Genomic DNA, 16,904 nt, shown 5'->3' with positions numbered 1-16,904 from the left:
TCCCGAAGGCCGAGAGGACCCCATGCACAAGACCGGAGTGGAGGCCGTTCTGCGCGGCCTCGAACGTGCGGGGGTGAGCGTGGCGACCTACCTGCCCGACTCTCTCCTGAAGGAGCTGTACCCGGCGCTGGACGCGGCCCCCGACATCCGGACCATCCCCGTCACGAACGAGGGAGAGGGCGCCGCGATCGCGGGCGGGGTCTTCCTCTCCGGCAAGCGCGCCGTGCTCGTGATGGAGAACTCGGGCCTGCGCGCCGCGACCGAGCACCTCGCGCGTCTCGGGCTCGGCTCGGGCATCCCGGTCGTCATGATCATGAGCTACCGGGGCGAGATGGGCGAGAACAACTGGTGGGCCATCCCGCACGGCATCACGATGGAGCCGCTGCTCGGAGCCCTGCGCGTCCCGTACCGCGTCGTCCGACGCGAGGATGAGATCGAACAGGCCATCGTCGACGCGTTCGAGTGGTCGTACACGGCGTACTACCACTCGGCCGTGGTTCTGGGCGGGGAGGTCGTGCGATGAGCATGTCGCGTTTCGCCTGTATGCAGGCCCTGGGCGCTCGGCTGAACGACGAGCTCGTCATCCTCTCCCTCGGTGGCGCCGTCGATGAGTGGTTCAACGCCGCCCCGCACATGCGCGAGGGGAGCCTGTTCCAGCAGCAGCTCGGATGCGTGAGCGCCGAGGCATTCGGCCTCTCGGTCGGGCTCCCCCACCGCCGCATCGTGTCGCTCGACACCGACGGCGGCCTACTCTTCAACCTCGGCATTCTCGCGACGCTCGGCAATGAGCAGCCGCAGAACCTGTTCATCGTGGTCTGGGATAACGAGCAGTACCAGTCGATCGGCGGCCCTCGCACCCACACCGCTTCGGGACGGGTCGATCTCGCGGGCATCGCGCGCGCGGCGGGTGTCGAGCGCGCGTACACGGTCGACACGCTCGACGCCTTCGACGAGCACTGCGCCGCGGGCCTCGCCGCGACCGTGCCGTACATCGTCGTCGCCAAGACCGACGGCATCCTCGAACCGGGCATCAAGCGCAAGCACTCCGACGGCCGCGAAGACACCTACACGTTCGTCCGTCACGTCGAGCGCACCGAGGGCATCTCGATCATGGGTCCGAGCGAGCACAACTGATGCCGATCGTTCGTGCGGCGCGCCCGGGGTATGACTGGGTCATCGTCGGCGGCGGCTCTGCGGGGTGTGTGCTGGCGAACAGGCTGTCGGCGGATCCGGATGCCTCGGTGCTGCTGATCGAAGCGGGCCCCGTGGGCACCGGTTCGGACGGAACCACGGTCGAGGCGATCGACCGGGCCGACTCGTGGGTTTCGCTGTTGGGGTCGGAGTACGACTGGGGGTACAGCTACACCCCGACGCCTCTTGTCGACGCACGGACAATCCCCATTCCCCGCGGACGTGTGCTCGGCGGCAGTAGCGCGATCAACGCGATGCTCTGGTACCGCGGACATCCATCCGACTACGACCGGTGGGGCGCCGAGGGCGCGACGGGCTGGGATGCTGCGCTCATGACACGCCTGTTCCGCACCGTGGAGGACTGGGAGGGCGGAGCGGATGCCTGGCGGGGCGCCGGCGGACCGATCCGCATCGAGCGGTCCCGCAATCCGCACCCGATCGCCGTCGCGCTCATGGAGGGCTCGGCCGATCTCGGACTACCCGTCACGGACGATTTGAACGGCCCCTCGAACGAAGGCGCGGCGTGGACGAACTTCTCGGCGACGACCGCGCCGGATGGCTCGATGCGGCGTTGGAGCGCGGCGCGCGGATACCTCTGGCCGGTGCTGTCGCGGCGGAACCTCGACGTAGTCGTCGACTCCCCCGTGCTGTCGCTCGAGTTCGAGGGGCCGCGGGTTTCCGGCGTTCGGCACCTCGTCGGCGGCGCCCCTGTGCTGACGCGCGCCGGGCGGGGTGTCGTGATGACCGCGGGCGCGATCGACACCCCGCGCCTGCTGATGCTGTCGGGCATCGGCGACGCCGATGCGCTCGGTGCCCTCGGCATCCGTCCCCGGGTCGATCTGCCGGGCATCGGCGCGAACTACCAGGACCACCCGCTGATCGAGGGGGTGACCGCCCGAGCCCGCGGTCCGCTCGGGCCGGTGCGCGACAACGGCGGCGGCGCGATGCTGAACTGGCGCAGCAGCCTGGCCGGGGTCGCCCCCGACCTGCACGCCTTCGTCGTGCAGGGACCGCACGCCACGCCGGCCGTGCGTGACGAGTTCGATCTCTCGGGCGACGTGTTCGCGGTGTCGCCGGGGCTGATGGATTCGCGGAGCGTGGGCCACGTGCGGCTGCGGTCGGCGGACCCCGGCGTCGCCCCTGACATCCAGCCCAACTTCCTCGCAGAGCGTCATGACCTCGACGCGCTCGTCGAGTCGTTCGACACGATTCAGGACCTCTTCGGCACACGGGCGTTCGCCGACCTGATCCATGCGCCGCTCGCCCCGCCGGGCCGTCTGCCGCGGAAGGATGCCGAGCGGTACATCCGGCGTTCGGTGTCGACCTTCTTCCACGCGTGCGGCACCGCGCGCATGGGGTCGGATGCCGCAGCCCCCGTCACCCCCGAGCTCGCCGTCCGTGGCATCGAGGGGCTGTGGGTCGCGGATGCCTCGGTCATGCCGACGATCCCGACCTGCAACACCCTCGCCCCGGTCTACGCGATCGCTGAGCGTGCGGCCGAGCTGCTCGGCGCGCCCGCGGTCGCACCCGGTGACCCCGCGTCACCCTGACCCCGCGTCGCCCTGACGCCCCGACCCCAGACCCGCTCCCCTGGCAGTAGTCGCGGTCTACACGCACCGAACACCCCGATTACTGCCAGGCGAGCGGTGCCGACGGGCACGCAGAGCTCGTGCCAGGACCCGGGCGCGGATGCCTCGGCTAACGTGGATCCGTGACCCACGACGCCTCGCCGACCGAGATTGCCCGACCCCAGACATCCGCTCCCACCGCGCTCCGCGTGCCGCACAGCCGCGAGTTCCACGGCGACGTCGTCGACGATCCGTACGAGTGGCTGCGTGCCAAGGACGATGCCGGAGTCATCGCGCACCTCGAGGCCGAGAACGCGTATACGGCCGAGCGGACGGCGCACCTTGCCGGGCTGCGCGAGCGCATTTTCGGCGAGATCAAGGAGCGCACGCTCGAGACCGACCTGTCGGTGCCCTCGCGTCGCGGCGCGTGGTGGTACTACGGCCGGACGATCGAGGGCAAGCAGTACGGCGTGCAGTGCCGCGCGCCCCTGTCATCGCCGGATGACTGGACCCCGCCAGAGCTCACGCCCGGCGAGCCCGTGCCCGGCGAGCAGGTGCTGCTGGACGCCAACATCGAGGCCGAGGGTAACGAGTTCTTCTCGCTCGGATCGTTCGACGTGTCGGATGACGGACGCCTCATGCTGTTCGGCGTCGACGTTGCGGGCGACGAGCGGTACACGATCCGCGTGCGCGACCTCGAGACCGGTGCCGAACTCGGCGACGAGATACCCGGCACCTCGTCCGGCGCGGAGTTCTCGCCCGACGGCACCTCGATCGTCTACTCGACCGTCGATGACGCGTGGCGACCCGACACCCTCTGGCGGCACATCGTCGGCGCCCCGGTCGCCGACGACATCAAGCTGTTCCACGAGCCCGACGAGCGCTACTGGCTCGGCGGTGGCTTCACGCGCAGCGAGAAGTTCCTCGTGATCGGGCTCGGTTCGTCGATCACGTCCGAGATCTGGCTGGTGCCCGCCGACGACCTGGCGACCGAGCCGCGGGTCGTCTGGCCGCGCCGCGAGGGCATCGAGTACTCGGTCGACCACGCGATCGTCGACGGGGAAGACCAGCTGTACATCCTGCACAACGAGGATGCGCTGGACTTCGAGCTGGTGCGGGTTCCGGCGAGCGACCCCGCCGGCGAGCGCACGGTCGTACGGCCACACACCCCCGGCATCCGCTTGCTGGACGTCGATTGCTTCCGCGACTTCGCGACCATCGAGTACCGGCGCGAGGGGCTCGCGCGCATCGGCCTGCTCGACTACGCGAGCGGGAATGTCGACGAGCTCGCGTTCGACGAACCTCTTTACGCCGCGGGCTTCGGCGGCAACCGGGAGTGGGCCCCGCCGATGCTGCGGCTCGGATACGACTCGTTCGTCACCCCGAACACGGTCTTCGACTACCGCCTGGCCGATGGCGAGCTTCTGCTGCGCAAGCGCCAGCCGGTGCTCGGCGGGTACGAGGCATCCGACTACGAACAGGCCCGGGTGTGGGCGACGGCGCAGGACGGCACCGAGATCCCGATGTCGCTCGTCTGGAAGCGGTCGTTCGGTGATGCCGGCGTCGCGTCCCGACCGCTGCACCTGTACGGCTACGGCTCGTACGAGCACTCGATCGAGCCGCGCTTCTCGGTCGCACGCCTCTCGGAGCTCGACCGCGGCGTCGTGTTCGCGGTCGCGCACGTTCGGGGCGGCGGCGAGATGGGCCGCCAGTGGTACGAGGACGGCAAGCTCTCGAGCAAGCGCAACACGTTCACCGACTTCGTCGACTGCGCGCTGCATCTGATCGGCGCGGGGTACACCACGCCCGAGCGGCTGGTCGCCGAGGGCGGATCGGCCGGCGGGCTGCTCATGGGCGCCGTGGCGAACCTGGCGCCCGAGCTGTTCGCCGGGATCGTCGCGGACGTACCGTTCGTCGACGCCCTGACGACCATCCTCGATCCGTCCCTCCCCCTCACCGTGATCGAGTGGGACGAGTGGGGCGATCCGCTGCACGACGCGGATGTCTACGCGTATATGAAGTCGTACACGCCCTACGAGAACGTGCGCGAGGGCGTGACGTACCCGCGGATCCTGGCCGTCACGTCACTGAACGACACGCGCGTGCTGTACGTCGAGCCCGCGAAGTGGGTCGCGCGCCTGCGCGAGGTCGGCGCCGACGCGATGCTGAAGTGCGAGATGGTCGCCGGCCACGGCGGGGTTTCGGGGCGTTACAACGCGTGGCGCGAGCGGGCGTTCGAGTTGGCCTGGCTGTTCGACGTGCTGGGCGTCGCCGACGCCTGACCCGGGCCGCTCCGCGCTGTGTGTCCCACTTCCTGTGACCCGTGTCCCACTTCGGCACGGTAAACGCCCTGCATACCGCTTCGAAGTGGGACAACCTAGATGAGTGAGTCCGTTTGGTTCAGTGGTCGTAGGCGATGAGGGAGCGTTTGGCGGGGGCGTTGGTGAGCCAGTTGTGCCAGATGCCGGCGGCGAGGGCGAGGAGTCTTGCGGCGACGCGGGAGTAGACGCCTGCGGGGGTTCTGCCGCCGTGGTCTTCGAGGGTGAGTTGGCCTTTGAGGGTGTCGAACACGGACTCGACCCATTGTCGGATGCTGCCGAGTTTCCCGAACCTGGGGGTCTCGTCTTTGCGGTCGGGGCGGATCAGGTGCGCGCCGAGTTCGTTGGTGACGAAGTCCTCGAACTGCTTCCCAGCGAAGCCTTTGTCGCCAACGATGACCTGTCCAGGCTGGATGAGGTGTCTGTCGTGGTCGAGCATCGCTTGGGTGGCTTCGCGTTCACCGATCTTCGGGCTCGCGAGTCCCCAGATCACGGGCATTCCGTCGGGAGTGCAGATCAGATAGAGCCGGAAGCCCCAGAAGTATCGGGAGTGGGATGCGCAGTATCCGTAGTCGGCGTGCCCGGCAAGGTCTGAGCGTTTCACGGTCTCCCGCGATTTCCCGCACGGTAACGGGGTCGAGTCCACCAGCCGGGTGATCTCACCCCAGGACGGGGTGTCACGGGCCAGCTCGGTGATCACCGCAGAGAGAAGCCCGGTGGATTGGCGGACGCGTTTGCCCCACCCGGACTGGCCGGGCAGGTTCGGGAACATGCCCTTCAGGTGAGCGTGCGCGTATCGGATCCATTTCCGATCCGACGCGATCCCGAGCAGGTGTTGCGCGACCAGCAGGCAGAGCAATTCCGCGTCGTTGAGGGCGGGTTTGCGGCCCGGGTGGTGATCGCGGGTGAAGCCGATCGCGGGCAGGATCCGGTCATCGAGGTGGACGTAGAGTGTGATCAGGAGGGTGTTGAGTTCAGTTTTCACACACCGGGGTTAACACCCTCCGCCTGCGATTAACAGCATCCACGCCGACCCAGCCAAACGGACTCACTCATCTAGGGTCGGGCCGGGTCGGGCCGGGCGGACGACGCCGACGCGGGCTCATGCCCCGTGATGCCAGCCGGCACGGATGAGCCCATCCCGCACCCGCTCCACGGCCCGCCACGCCCCGTGCTGCATATGGACATTCAGTATGCGCACGTGCTCCCAACCCTGCTCCCGAATGCTGTCCCATCGGTCGGCATCCTTCGCGAATTGGCGGCGGTCGGTCTCGTGCACACGTCCGTCGTACTCGGCACAGACGCGCCACCGGGGATAGGCGAGATCGAGTTCGGCCACCGGCATCCCGTGTGCGTCACGCAGAACCCAGTTGATCTCCGGCTCGGGCAGACCCCCACGCGTCAACGCCAGTCGCAGTCGTGTCTCGCGAGGCGAACGTACGCCATTGCGCGCCTCGACCAATGCGCGACGAAGGATGCCTCGCCGCACGTCGCCCATCACCTCGATCTCGTCACGCAGCTGCTCCGACGTAGCAAGCGGCTGCTCGCCCGAGATCAGGTAGTCCGCGGCGGCGATGAGGTCGTCGAGAGGCCACAGCGACCCGACCTGGCGCCAGGCACGCACGGGGGACTCGATCGGAAGGCCCAGACGACTCAGAATCACCGCCGATTGCCGCGTCTGAAGGCGATGACCGACGACACCGGGGATGCGGGGTTCGCGACTCGGTCGATGCGCGGCCACATGCAAGCGCGGACGATAAGGCCATTCCGGCATCGGCGTGCCCACCCCTTCGAGCGCGGTCTCGTGGCTGAAGAACTGCCAGTCTGCGAGGCGTGGCGCATACTGCGCGGCGATCTCGAGAGACGACGACGGGACGGGTAGCGACCGCGACGTTCTCAGCCCGCGATACGGCGACCGGAGGTCGCTGCGGGAGAGCCGTGCGGCTTGCACGCCCATATCCCGCGCCTCGGACACCCGGAACACCGGAGGAAGGTCGCTGGGAAGAGGCTCGGGGCGCCGCATCCGCCCAGCGTCCTGGATTTCGAGCCGCGACCCGCCCGAACACGACCTCGTCGCGGACTCACTGCGGCCGCGCGTGGTTGTGGAGGATGCATCCGAGCGCCCGCTATCCCGGATCGTCAGCGGCTCCCGCCAGGGTGTGCGTGTCCCACTTTCAACCGCTGCGCGAGGCGCAGAACGGTCAGAAGTGGGACACTCACCCGAGAAAGTGGGACATCAGCAGCGCGAGGCGCGCCGCGCAATAACCAGCCGGATCAACCGAAGAGCGCCGCGGCCTCTTCGTAGCGGTACAGCGGCACCGTGTTGAGCTCGCCGAGCGCGTCGGCGAAGGGCACCCGCACGATGTCGGTGCCCTTCAGCGACACCATCTGCCCCCATGAACCCTCCACCACGGCGTCGGCCGCATGCAGGCCCAGTCGCGTCGCGAGCACGCGGTCAAAGCCCGAGGGCGAGCCGCCGCGCTGAATGTGGCCCAGCACCGTCGCGCGCGTCTCGATGCCCGTGATCCGCTCGATCTCGGGCGCGAGCACCTCGCTGATGCCGCCGAGACGCGGACGGTTGAATGCGTCGAGCCCCTTGTCGCTGAAGGCTTCGTCCATGTCCTTGAGCTTGAAGCCCTCCGAGACCACGACCAGCGGCGCACGGCCGCGATCGTGAGCCTTCGAGACGAGCTCGCAGATGTCATCGATCGTCATCGGCACCTCAGGGATCAGGATGGCGTGGGCTCCCGCCGCGATGCCCGCGTGCAACGCGATCCACCCCACGTGCCGCCCCATGACCTCGGCGACCATGCACCGCTGGTGCGAGTCGCCGGTCGTGCGCAGCCGGTCCATCGCCTCGGAGGCGATGTTCACCGCCGTGTCGAAGCCGAACGAGTAGTCCGTCGCCCGCAGGTCGTTGTCGATCGTCTTCGGCACGCCGACGACGTTGATGCCGTCCTTCGACAGGCGATCGGCCGCGGCGAGCGTCCCCTCGCCGCCGATCGCGATGATGCCGTCGATGCGGTGCCCATACAGAGTCTTCGCGATGTTCTCGGCGCCGCCGCGGGGACCTTCGTAGGGGTTGGTGCGCGAGGTGCCGAGGATCGTGCCGCCGACCTTCGACAGACCCTTCACCTCGTGGCGCGTGAGGGGAAAGAAGTCGCCGTCGACCACGCCGCGCCATCCGTCACGGATGCCGACGAACTCGAGGTCGTAGTTGGTCGTGCCCTTCAGCACGACGCCGCGAATGACCGCGTTCAGTCCGGGGCAGTCGCCGCCGCTGGTGAGGATGCCGATCTTCATGTCTGATCCTTGCGTTTCGGGAAAGGGATCCGGCGACGTTGCCCCCGTCACACTATCGCCGGATGACTCGCCCTGCTACACGAGCGCTGCCGCACGAGCGCAACCGCATGGCCGGATCGCGGAGGCGTGGCCCCCACGCCTCCGGTCGCCAAAGCCGCTACTCGCCGCCGAGGGCCCGGCGTGTGAGATGCATGAGCGCGCTGAGCTGCACGGAATCGCTCGAGGCCGGGTCGACCGCTTCGCCATCGAGAGCCCGCAGAGACAGACCCTGCTTGGAGTCGATGAGTTCGGCGATCTTCGTGTCGATCGTGTGCGCGGCGATGATGCGCCAGGCCGTGACCGGTTCGCCCTGACCGATGCGGTGTACGCGGTCGATCGCCTGCGTCTGCTCGGCCGCGGTCCAGCTGAGCTCGGCGAGCACGACGTTGGACGCCGCCTGCAGGTTCAGCCCGACACCGGCCGCGGTGAGCGAACACACTGCGATCCCGACGCTCGGGTCGTTGTTGAACGCGTCGATGCCGTCCTGACGGTTCGCCGTGGTCTGATCGCCACGGATCGAGATCGTCTTGAGTCCCGCCGACGCGAAGTGCGCCTCGGCCGCGTCCATGACGTCGATGTGCTTGGCGAAGAAGACGACCTTGCCGACGGCGCGCTGCAGCTGCACCGCGTAGTCGGCCGCGAGGTGCGCCTTCGCCTGACCGATCTTGCGGACCATGGTGAAGACGTTCTCGGACCCGGAACCGGCGGCCTTGGACTCGCCGAGTTCGTTCTGCGCGACGAGCCGCACGATGTCGGCGTCGATGTCGTCCCCGAGAGAATTGGCCATCCCGCGATCTCCGCGGGCGGTGACGATGCGACGATAACGATCGGCGAGGCGCTGACCGAGCTCGCGCTCCGCGTCCCGGATCGAGCGCCCGAATTCGTCGTCGAGCTCGACGGGCAGGTCGGCGACGAGCTTGTCGGGCAGGTCGGCCGCGACATCCTTCTTCTTGCGACGGACGATGCCCATCGAGATGACGGCCTCGCGCGCCTCGGGGTAGAAGGCCTTATCGGCCGGCGTCATGCCGGTCGAATCGAGCTTCTCCATCAGCTCAGGACCGGGCTTCTCGCCATTGGTCCAGCCGAGGAAGCGCCAGATCGCGTCGAAGTCTTCGACGTCGTTGATCAGGGGCGTTCCGGTGAGCGCCATGAGCAGCGGGTTGCCGCCGGGAGTCATCTCGCGGATGCGTCCCGCCAACGTCAGCACGTTCTGCGAACGCTGCGACGAGAGGTTCTTGATGAAGTGCGCCTCGTCGACGACCATGCCGCGCAGGCCGATCGAGCTCAGCCACGCGAGGTGACGGTCGAGGATCTCGTAGTTGACGATGAAGATGTCGGCGAACGCGTCGAGCGTCGCGCCGTCGCCCTGGATGACGGTGGCACGGCGGTGGGGTGTCCACCGCTCGACCTCGCGCGCCCAGTTCATCTTGACGACGTTCGGCACGACCGCGAGCAGCGGGTACGCGCCAGCAACGGATGCTGCGAGCAACGACTGCGCCGTCTTGCCGAGACCCGGTTCGTCGGCGAGCAGGAATGTGCGGTGTCCGTCGCGGACCGACTCGAGAAAGCGCGACTGGTGCGCCATGATCTCGCGACCCTTCGGCGAGAGCCGATCGAACTCGGGCACGGGAGGCAGCTCCATCGAGGCCGCACCGCCTCCGGCTCCGGTCTCGAACGCCTTGTACAGCGGGCCCATCAGTTCCCAGCCGTCGAGTCGACGGCGCGGGCTCTCGCGCCGCACGGGGCGGTCGAGGTCGGGCGCGAGGAACGGGTTGGCGAGCTGGCGAGCCTCGATCGCGGGCGGCACGACCTGCTTCTCGGCGAGTGCGGGCGGAACGACCGGGGCGAGCACGGGAGCCGCATCCGTGATGATGAGCTCGTCGGGGGCAAGTTCGGCACCCGACTCGAGCAGCCAGTCACGGCGCATGCGGCGGGCCACGGGCGACGTCGCCTGGTCGACCTCGAGCAGTTGGATGAGTGAGGTATCGCGCGCGGCGGTCTTCGCGAGAATCGTCGCGACGCCGTCGAGGCGCTTGAGCGACTCGGAGCGCACCGCATCCGGAACCGTGGTGTCGTTCTTGACCCGTGCGCGCTCTTCGCGCACCAGGAACGCGATCACCTGGAACTTGACGCGGTTGGTCGGTCCCAGCTTGCCGCGCTGCGCCTTCGCCTCGACCTCGCGCACCTTGCGCGCGAGGATCGGGATCAGGGGCGCGTCGTCGTCGCGACGTGCGGGCGACTGCTTGCGACGCCTGTTCAGCTGTGGCTGTGCCGTGCTCGGCATGCTCCTCCTGAGCGTGTGCACCGGCTGCTCCGGTGTGATCTCCAGCGCAAGGCTGGCGAGCTGATGAATCCCCGTGGGCGGCTGGTGGGCCGTGACAGACACGGGCGAGAAAAGCGGGGACGAAGCACGAAGCGGATGCCTCGATGCGAACGTCACAGCGCCGTTCCTCCCCTGTATTCTACGGCATCCGGGGCCGTGCTTGTGCGTTCGACGCGTCAGCCGCGCCGATCATCACTCCCAGAGCGTCGCGACGACGTCCTCGGTGTAGCCCTGCGGCCCGAAGTTGATCCAGCGCGTGGAGACCCATCCGTTCGCCCGGAGATAGTGGCTCTCTCCGAACGAATTCTCTTCCTCGGTCTGCTGGATCCGGCACACAGCGCCATCCGCGAGGTCGCCACAGGCGAAACCGGCGGCATCGAGCGCATCGCGCACGGCGTCGGTTTGGTCGGCGTCGACGATCGTGACGTTGGTGGCGAGCCCGTAGGACGACGGCAGCCCCCACGAGCAGCGGAGGGTTTGGGCGCCGGATGCGAGGACCTCGAGCGCTTTCGGTACCTCGGTGGAGTCCATCGTGACGCCCGGATCGTTCAGCGGCGGGTTGCCTGTCTGCAGCAGCGAGAGCATTTCGGCCGAGTAGATGTCTTCGCAGCTCGCCGGGATGGAGATGTCGGCCACGGGCTCCGAGCTGGGCGTCTCCGAGGCCTCTGGCGTCTCACCGAGGGTCGTGATCTCGGGCGTCGGGTCGCCCGTGCTCGTCGGCGTCGGCTCGGGGGCCGCGGCGCAGCCGGCGAGCGCGACCGCGCTCACGACCACCGCGCTCGTTACCCGGGCCAGCGCACCTCGACGAAGCAACGACACGTAGGGATCGGGGCGCATGGCATCCTCTCGGCGCGAGTGACGTTTCCCCAATGTACCGCCGCGGAGAACGCCGAAAGGACCGGATGCCTCGCGTCAGCGCGCGGAACGCAGACGCAGGCTGTTCAGCACGACGAAGACGCTGGAGAACGCCATCGCCAGGCCCGCAACCATCGGGTTCAGCAGACCCAACGCTGCGAGCGGGATCGCCGCGGCGTTGTATCCGAACGCCCAGAAGAGGTTGCCCCGGATCGTCCGCATCGTGCGGCGAGCGAGCCGGAGCGCCGTGACGATCGACTCGGGGCCGTTGCGGACGAGGGTGATGTCGCTGGCGTGCATCGCGGCATCCGTCCCGCCGCCCATTGCTATTCCGAGATCTGCCGCGGCGAGAGCGGCGGCATCGTTCACCCCGTCGCCGACCATCGCCACCCGACGTCCGGCCGCCCGCCGACGCTCCACCTCGGCCAACTTCGCCTCGGGCAACACCCCGGCAACGACCTCGTCGATACCGACCCGTGCCGCGACCGCGTGAGCTGCGCCCGGGCCATCGCCCGTGAGCAGCACGACGTCGATCCCCTGTTCACGCAGGCTCGCCACGGCCCGCCCCGCGCCCGCACGCACGTCGTCACCGACGGCGAAGGCGGGACTGCCCGCGAAGGCACGCACACCGTCGACGAGGTCGGTCACTCCCCGGCCCGCGTGACTGCGGAAGTCGTCCACCACGACGGCTGTGGGGGTTGTTGCTCCGGAGGACACGGCTGACGGCACACCATCCGACGCGACGAAGGTCGCGATAGCGCGCGCTATCGGATGCTCCGACCGACCCTCGAGCGCGGAGGCAACCGGCAGCACGTCGGCGCGGGCGCTGTCTCGTGCCACAACGACCTCGCGGACCGTCATGGCACCGGTCGTGAGCGTGCCGGTCTTGTCGATCAGCACGGTGTCGATGGGGTTCGCGGATTCGATCGCCTCGGGACCCGTGATGAGTACGCCCAATTGCGCGCCGCGGCCCGTGCGGACCAGCAGTCGCCCATCGACAGCGACGGTGCCACCGGTGACTTCGCCGCCCGTGCCGACCTCGATCGGGAAGGACTCGCCGGTCGACACCGAGGCGTCCACGGCCGCTCGACCCTCGACGACGATCCCGTCTGTTGCGATCGTTTCGCCCGGACGGACGACGAACGTGTCGTCGACCCGCAACCGGTCGACGGGGATGCGCCGACCGCTCTCGAGTTCGACGTCTTTTGCGCCGAGGTCCATGAGCGACCGCAGTGCGGCTCCAGCGCGGCGGCGCGAGCGTTGCTCGATGTAGCGACCGAGCAAGAGGAACACCGTGACCGCCGCGGCGACCTCGAAGTAGACGAGCGCTGTCGCGTCATGGACGGGCCCGAAGAGCACGACGTCGTGCCGCAGCCCGATCTGCCCCGCGTTGCCGAAGAACAGCGTCCACACGCTCCACAGGTAAGCGGCCATCGTGCCCAGGGTGATCAGGGTGTCCATCGCGGCTGCGCCGTGCCGTGCGGCTGCGAATGCGGCGCGGTGGAACGGCCAGCCTCCCCAGAACACGATCGGGGTAGCGAGCACGAGCGACACCCATTGCCAACCCGCGAACTGCCACGCCGGAACCATTCCGAGCACGACGACCGGCAGGGCGAGCGCCGCGCTGACGATCAGACGAGTCGCGAGCCGGGTCTGGCCCGGCACGTCTTCCACGTCGTGCTGGTGCCCGCCGGGGTCGTCCGAATCGTTCGGGCCGTGGTCGCCCGAGTCGTTCGGGCCGTGCCCGTCACCGGTGCCGCGTTCTTCATGCGCGTGCGCCTGCGCCGAGCTCGCGTATGGAACCGGCCGAACACGCGCGGTGTACCCGGCTTCGGCGACCGCCGCCACGAGTCGCGCATCATCGACATCCGCCGACAGTTGCTCGCGCGCAGACTCGGTGGCCAGATTCACGGATGTCGAGACTCCATCGACCTTCTCGAGGCGCTTCTCAACGCGCGCAACACAGCTGGCACACGTCATGCCTTCGATGTCGAGGGTCGCCTCGCGGTACAGGGTGGGAACGGCGGAGGTCATACCCCCCTGGGGTATTCCCGAACGTCCGAAACCATGCGATCAGGAGGAGGCCAACCACGTTGCGAGCCTCTCGGGCCGATCCGTGACGATCCCGTCTACGCCGAGATCGATGGCGTCGCGCCACTCGCGATCCTTATTGAACGTGTAGACCACCACACGGAGACCGGCGGCGTGCAACTCGTCCACGATCTCGGGGCGTGCGATCACGGCGCTGCCCTTCGCCACCACACCTCGCACCCCGAGTGCCCGCGCGGCCTGTACGACGTCGTCCGGAAGCGACCGCAGGATGGCGAGGCGCGAAATGACCTCAGACTCCGTCGCCACCACGGCGAGAGTGCGGGCGTCGAAACTCGATACGGCGACCCTTCGCTCGAGGCCGCGCGTCTCGATCTCGGCGACCAGGTGCGCCATCGCGACGGGGGTCCACTTTCCCTTCAGTTCGATCAGCGCGCGACTCTCGGAGGCGGCGAGAACGTCGAGGAATTCTTCGACCAGCGGCACGGGGGTACCCACGAACGCCGCGCCGAACCATCCGCCCGCGTCGAGGGATCGAACGTATGCCAGCGGAAGGTCTCCGAGGCGACCCGACCCGTTCGTCGTCCGATCGACCGTGGCGTCATGCATCAGCACGGCCGCGCCATCAGCGGTCAGCGCCACATCGACCTCGACGTAGTCGAACCCCGCCGCTAGCGCCGCAAGGACGCCGGGCAACGTGTTCTCGGGGGCGCTGTCGGCGTCGCCGCGATGGCTTGCGACAAACGCTGGCTGGCCCGGGTCGCGGGCCCCGCCCATCAGCTCGCGCGCGGAAACCGGAGCGGGCGATGCACCCAGAAAGGCGACCGTGAGGCTCATGGCTGCGAGCACGGCGATGACGATCAGCGGGCCGGCGCTGCGAGTGGCAGCGCGCCCGTCGGCGACGGTTTCGGGCATCGTCGATCCTTCGAGACAGCCGCGTCGTCGTTGACGCGTGAGCCCACTTTAGACCCCACCGTTATTGTTTCGTTACAGCGAAAGACCGCGGAAGCAACCGGTGGCGGCGGCGCGTACGCTGGAAAGCATGCCCCTCGACATCACCGAGGCCGCACTCGCGGCCACCCTTGACCACGCGATCCTCAAGCCCGACTTCACCCGCGCCGACGTCGACGCCGAGCTCGAGACAGCGGCACTCTGGCGTGTATTCAGCGTCTGCGTGCGCCCGTCCGACATCCCGTACGCCGTCGCACGACTCGAGGGCACCGGCGTCGCGGTCGGCACCGTGATCGGTTTTCCGCACGGCACCACCTCGACCGCCGCGAAGGTCGCGGAGGCCCACCAGGCCATTGCCGACGGCGCGACCGAGCTCGACATGGTCGTGAACATCGGATGGCTGCGCTCAGGCCTCGATGACGAGGTCACCGCGGACATCGCGGCCGTGGTCGAAGCCGCTGGCGGCCTGATCACGAAGGTCATCCTCGAGACGTCGCTGCTCGACGACGAGCAGATCGCCCGGGGAAGCCGCTTGACCGAAGCCGGCGGCGCCGACTTCGTCAAGACGTCGACCGGATTCGCCGGCGGCGGTGCGACCGTCCCCCACGTCGAGCTGATGCGCGCGAGCGTCGGCCCCCAGGTTCAGGTCAAAGCATCCGGCGGCGTCCGTGGCCTCGACACGGCGCTCGAGATGCTCGACGCCGGCGCGACACGCCTCGGCACCAGCGCGAGCGCGACGATCCTCGGCGAGCTGCGCGCCCGCCTGAGCGGTAGCGAGACGCGCACCACGATCGACGAGTCGTCGTACTGACGCCCACCGCTGGTCGTTCGGAGTTGCGCTCAGCCGCGTCGCTGCGCGTCTGACGCAGAGGGCACCGTCAAGAGGATCTCGCGGGACCGCTCGACATCGTCCGCCATCTGATCTTTCAGCGCTTCGATTCCGGCGAAAGCCGACATCCCCCGAAGGCGTGCGACGAACTGGACCTCGACGACGTGCCCGTAGAGGTCCAGTTCGGTCTCGTCGAGGACGTATGCCTCGACCTGCCTGCGGTGAACGTCGTCGAAGGTCGGGTTGTCGCCGACCGAGATGGCGGCGGGGTAGCGCACACGCGTGCCCGGCTGGCTCGCCGCGACGCCGTCGATCAGCCACCCGGCGTACACCCCGTCACGGGGCACGAGGCCCTGTGTGGCGGCCTCGAGGTTTGCGGTGGGGTAGCCGAGCTCGCGCCCGCGCTTCGCACCGTGCACGACCTCACCCCAGACGGCGGGCGGACGGCCGAGTAGCTGAGCCGCCGTTGCGACATCGCCGCTGGCGAGCAGTTCGCGAATCCACGTGGACGAGACGCGCCGACCGCTCGGCGCGCTGCGCACATCCGGCAGCTCGTCGACCGTGAAGCCGTACCGCTCGCCCAGCTCGCGCAGAATCGCAGGTGTGCCGGCTCCGTCGCGCCCGAACCGGAAGTCTTCGCCGATGAGGACGGAGCGTGCGTGCAGCGAATCAACCAGGACGCGGCGGACGAAGTCCTCGGGTTCTTCCGAGGCGAGCTTCTCGTTGAACTCGAGCATGAGCGTCGCGTCGATCCCGGTCGACGCGAGCAGGGCCGCTTTCTGGTGCGGCGCGACAAGGGCGGGCGGCAGCTTCGCGGGGTTCAGAAGAGCAAGGGGGTGTCGGTCGAACGTGACGACGGCCGACCGCGCGCCCAGACCTGCCGCGTCCACGAGCATCTTCTGCAGAACCGCGCGATGTCCCGCATGTACGCCGTCGAACTTGCCGATAGCGACAACGGTCGGCCCGAAGTCATCGGGCACCTCGTCCGGCGAGCGGAAGAGGATCATTTCCGCTCCCCGGCAACGGCTGATGTCTCGGCGTACGACACGTCGGCGTCCGAGACGGGCGGGTGCGTTCTCAGCCACCACAATCCTACGAAGGGCAGCACCAACGGAATGAACAGGTACCCGTATCCGAACACCGACCAGACGGTGGGGTGCTGAAACACGTCCGGGAACACGAGGCTCAGGGTGCCGACGACCAGGACCCCGAGCAGCTCGAAGGTGATCGCGACCCACGCCACGATGTACCACGTGCGCGTTCCGGCGAACACGAGTGCGAGCGTCGCCAGCAGGTAGACGGCAGCCGCCAAGGCCGACAGCGAATACGCGACCGGCGCCTCGTCGAAGCGCTGCGCGATCTGCACGAACGAGCGTCCGAGAGCGGCCAGCGCCATAATGGCGTACACCGCAACCAGCACACGTCCGATGCCGGTCATCCGTCGGCGCGCAGGAGATCTCATAACCCGTCAATCTTAC

General features: G+C 68.6%; 14 protein-coding genes. 5 read left to right on the top strand and 9 right to left on the bottom strand.

Annotation, left to right across the window (positions count from 1 at the left end; all coding sequences use genetic code 11):
- The first annotated feature begins 22 nt into the window (after positions 1-22).
- The 4 genes from ACT9TC_RS14935 to ACT9TC_RS14920 all read left to right on the top strand — a co-directional run bounded on the left by ACT9TC_RS14935 (position 23) and on the right by ACT9TC_RS14920 (position 5,041).
- Positions 23-523, top strand: a complete 501-nt coding sequence (locus tag ACT9TC_RS14935) for a thiamine pyrophosphate-binding protein (protein WP_458041241.1) — start codon at positions 23-25, stop codon at positions 521-523.
- Positions 520-1,134 carry a thiamine pyrophosphate-dependent enzyme gene (locus ACT9TC_RS14930; protein WP_458041240.1) on the top strand — a complete coding sequence of 205 codons (615 nt, stop codon included), beginning with the start codon at positions 520-522 and terminating at the stop codon, positions 1,132-1,134. Before ACT9TC_RS14935 ends, ACT9TC_RS14930 begins: the two co-directional genes overlap by 4 nt.
- A complete protein-coding gene (locus tag ACT9TC_RS14925) occupies positions 1,134-2,741 on the top strand; it encodes a GMC family oxidoreductase (protein WP_458041239.1) in 1,608 nt (535 codons plus the stop codon). The genes ACT9TC_RS14930 and ACT9TC_RS14925 overlap by 1 nt, the downstream gene beginning before the upstream one ends.
- 161 nt (positions 2,742-2,902) lie before the next feature.
- A complete protein-coding gene (locus ACT9TC_RS14920) occupies positions 2,903-5,041 on the top strand; it encodes a S9 family peptidase (RefSeq protein ID WP_458041238.1) in 2,139 nt (712 codons plus the stop codon).
- A 118-nt stretch (positions 5,042-5,159) separates the two neighbouring features.
- Here ACT9TC_RS14920 and ACT9TC_RS14915 read toward each other — a convergent pair whose 3' ends face one another.
- The 7 genes from ACT9TC_RS14915 to ACT9TC_RS14885 all read right to left on the bottom strand — a co-directional run bounded on the left by ACT9TC_RS14915 (position 5,160) and on the right by ACT9TC_RS14885 (position 14,561).
- Positions 5,160-6,062, bottom strand: a complete 903-nt coding sequence (locus ACT9TC_RS14915) for an IS982 family transposase (protein ID WP_458040813.1) — start codon at positions 6,060-6,062, stop codon at positions 5,160-5,162.
- Between the two features lie 117 nt (positions 6,063-6,179).
- On the bottom strand, positions 6,180-7,100 hold the full coding sequence (locus tag ACT9TC_RS14910; protein WP_458041237.1) for a hypothetical protein: 921 nt from the start codon (positions 7,098-7,100) through the stop codon (positions 6,180-6,182).
- Between the two features lie 251 nt (positions 7,101-7,351).
- Positions 7,352-8,380 carry an ATP-dependent 6-phosphofructokinase gene (locus ACT9TC_RS14905; RefSeq protein WP_458041236.1) on the bottom strand — a complete coding sequence of 343 codons (1,029 nt, stop codon included), beginning with the start codon at positions 8,378-8,380 and terminating at the stop codon, positions 7,352-7,354.
- Between the two features lie 157 nt (positions 8,381-8,537).
- On the bottom strand, positions 8,538-10,703 hold the full coding sequence (locus ACT9TC_RS14900) for a DEAD/DEAH box helicase (protein WP_458041235.1): 2,166 nt from the start codon (positions 10,701-10,703) through the stop codon (positions 8,538-8,540).
- 231 nt (positions 10,704-10,934) lie between these two features.
- Positions 10,935-11,579, bottom strand: a complete 645-nt coding sequence (locus ACT9TC_RS14895; protein WP_458041234.1) for a hypothetical protein — start codon at positions 11,577-11,579, stop codon at positions 10,935-10,937.
- A gap of 75 nt (positions 11,580-11,654) precedes the next feature.
- The gene (locus ACT9TC_RS14890) at positions 11,655-13,631 is read right to left on the bottom strand and encodes a heavy metal translocating P-type ATPase (protein ID WP_458041233.1); all 1,977 of its coding nucleotides are present in this window, start codon (positions 13,629-13,631) and stop codon (positions 11,655-11,657) included.
- Between the two features lie 39 nt (positions 13,632-13,670).
- A complete protein-coding gene (locus ACT9TC_RS14885; protein ID WP_458041232.1) occupies positions 13,671-14,561 on the bottom strand; it encodes a glycerophosphodiester phosphodiesterase in 891 nt (296 codons plus the stop codon).
- Positions 14,562-14,688: 127 nt separating this feature from the next.
- Here ACT9TC_RS14885 and deoC point away from each other — a divergent pair, with 127 nt between their 5' ends.
- Positions 14,689-15,408, top strand: coding sequence for a deoxyribose-phosphate aldolase (gene deoC / locus ACT9TC_RS14880; RefSeq protein ID WP_458041231.1), 720 nt, complete (start codon positions 14,689-14,691; stop codon positions 15,406-15,408).
- 29 nt (positions 15,409-15,437) lie between these two features.
- On the opposite strand, the gene ACT9TC_RS14875 is transcribed toward deoC, so the two are convergent.
- Together ACT9TC_RS14875 and ACT9TC_RS14870 are read right to left on the bottom strand one after the other, a co-directional pair.
- On the bottom strand, positions 15,438-16,433 hold the full coding sequence (locus ACT9TC_RS14875) for a bifunctional riboflavin kinase/FAD synthetase (RefSeq protein ID WP_458041230.1): 996 nt from the start codon (positions 16,431-16,433) through the stop codon (positions 15,438-15,440).
- Complete coding sequence (locus tag ACT9TC_RS14870) at positions 16,430-16,888, bottom strand: hypothetical protein (protein WP_458041229.1); 459 nt, start codon at positions 16,886-16,888, stop codon at positions 16,430-16,432. The genes ACT9TC_RS14875 and ACT9TC_RS14870 overlap by 4 nt, the downstream gene beginning before the upstream one ends.
- Positions 16,889-16,904: the final 16 nt, after the last annotated feature.

It is taken from the genome of Microbacterium sp. HM-570 (assembly GCF_054165885.1).
Note: the sequence above shows the minus strand (reverse complement) of the source record. Positions and strands in the feature narration are given on the sequence as shown.

Bases quoted from the DNA above. Each gene is read 5' to 3' on its own strand.
- ACT9TC_RS14935 (WP_458041241.1), top strand. From the start codon at position 23: ATGCACAAGACCGGAGTGGAGGCCGTTCTGCGCGGCCTCGAACGTGCG.
- ACT9TC_RS14930 (WP_458041240.1), top strand. From the start codon at position 520: ATGAGCATGTCGCGTTTCGCCTGTATGCAGGCCCTGGGCGCTCGGCTG.
- ACT9TC_RS14925 (WP_458041239.1), top strand. From the start codon at position 1,134: ATGCCGATCGTTCGTGCGGCGCGCCCGGGGTATGACTGGGTCATCGTC.
- ACT9TC_RS14910 (WP_458041237.1), bottom strand. From the start codon at position 7,100: ATGCGGCGCCCCGAGCCTCTTCCCAGCGACCTTCCTCCGGTGTTCCGG.
- ACT9TC_RS14905 (WP_458041236.1), bottom strand. From the start codon at position 8,380: ATGAAGATCGGCATCCTCACCAGCGGCGGCGACTGCCCCGGACTGAAC.
- ACT9TC_RS14900 (WP_458041235.1), bottom strand. From the start codon at position 10,703: ATGCCGAGCACGGCACAGCCACAGCTGAACAGGCGTCGCAAGCAGTCG.
- ACT9TC_RS14895 (WP_458041234.1), bottom strand. From the start codon at position 11,579: ATGCGCCCCGATCCCTACGTGTCGTTGCTTCGTCGAGGTGCGCTGGCC.
- ACT9TC_RS14890 (WP_458041233.1), bottom strand. From the start codon at position 13,631: ATGACCTCCGCCGTTCCCACCCTGTACCGCGAGGCGACCCTCGACATC.
- ACT9TC_RS14885 (WP_458041232.1), bottom strand. From the start codon at position 14,561: ATGCCCGAAACCGTCGCCGACGGGCGCGCTGCCACTCGCAGCGCCGGC.
- deoC (WP_458041231.1), top strand. From the start codon at position 14,689: ATGCCCCTCGACATCACCGAGGCCGCACTCGCGGCCACCCTTGACCAC.
- ACT9TC_RS14875 (WP_458041230.1), bottom strand. From the start codon at position 16,433: ATGATCCTCTTCCGCTCGCCGGACGAGGTGCCCGATGACTTCGGGCCG.
- ACT9TC_RS14870 (WP_458041229.1), bottom strand. From the start codon at position 16,888: ATGAGATCTCCTGCGCGCCGACGGATGACCGGCATCGGACGTGTGCTG.